Source organism: Mesorhizobium sp. M7A.F.Ca.CA.004.04.2.1 (assembly GCF_004022825.1).
Lineage (GTDB): Bacteria > Pseudomonadota > Alphaproteobacteria > Rhizobiales > Rhizobiaceae > Mesorhizobium.
In genome coordinates this window covers 1-921 of record NZ_RZPH01001505.1, presented here as the reverse complement: position 1 = coordinate 921, position 921 = coordinate 1, and the positions used below count along the sequence as shown (strand labels likewise).

Below are 921 nucleotides of genomic sequence, written 5' to 3'. Positions count from 1 at the left end.
TCTTGACGCGGCGGCGGCCGCCGCGTCAAGATCAGCGTCCTCGAAAACGATCACCGGGCCGTTGCCGCCCAGTTCCAGGAGCAGCGGCTTGCCGGCGCCGCGCTCGGCGATTTTCTTGCCGGTCGCCGCGCTGCCCGTAAAGCCGATTGCCGCGACGTCGGGATGAACCACGACGGCGTCGCCGGCGGTAGCGCCTTCACCGATGACCAGATTGATGACGCCGGCGGGAAGACCGGCGCCGTCGATTACCTCCATCAAGGCACAGGCGACCAGCGAGGTCGACGGGGCGGGCACCCAGACGATGGTGTTGCCGGTCGCAATGCCCGGTGCCAGATATTCGACGGGGATGTTGACCGGGAAGTTCCAAGGGGTAATGACTCCGTAGACCCCGCGCGGCTGGCGGATCGTCATGACGAGCTTCGTCGGATCCTCGGCGGGCAAGGTCTGGCCACCCAGCTGCTTGACGAGTTCGGATGCGAGCCGGAAGCCGTCGGCGGCCTTGCCGACCTCACCCATGGCCTCGGCAAGAACTTTGCCCTGCTCGGTCGACAGGAGGCGTGCGATCTTTTCTTGAGCCGCGTCGATTGCCGAGGCGATGGCAACGCAGATCGCGGCGCGCTTGAAAACCGGCATGCCGGCCCATGTCGGCGCGGCTGCTTTTGCAGCCGCGACAGCCCGTTGTACCGTCTCGCGGCCTGATCGCGGCAACTGGGCAATGGTCTCCCCGGTTGCGGGATTGACCGCCGGCATGGTGTCCGGCTCCGTCTGCCATTCGCCGCCTATGAAATTGGCGGGCGCGTCTTTCATGGCATAGCCACCATCCATTTCAAATCTCCTTCATTCGGCCGCCGCAGCGAGCGTTTGATCATCGGTACCGATATCCTGGCCCGCGATGACCAGACCGGCGGCAAAGATACGTTC

General features: G+C 65.1%; 1 protein-coding gene. It reads right to left on the bottom strand.

The window, feature by feature from the left end:
* Positions 1-825: aldehyde dehydrogenase family protein (locus tag EN893_RS35735; protein ID WP_128362254.1), on the bottom strand; the 825-nt coding region annotated here is incomplete at its 3' end.
* Positions 826-921: the final 96 nt, after the last annotated feature.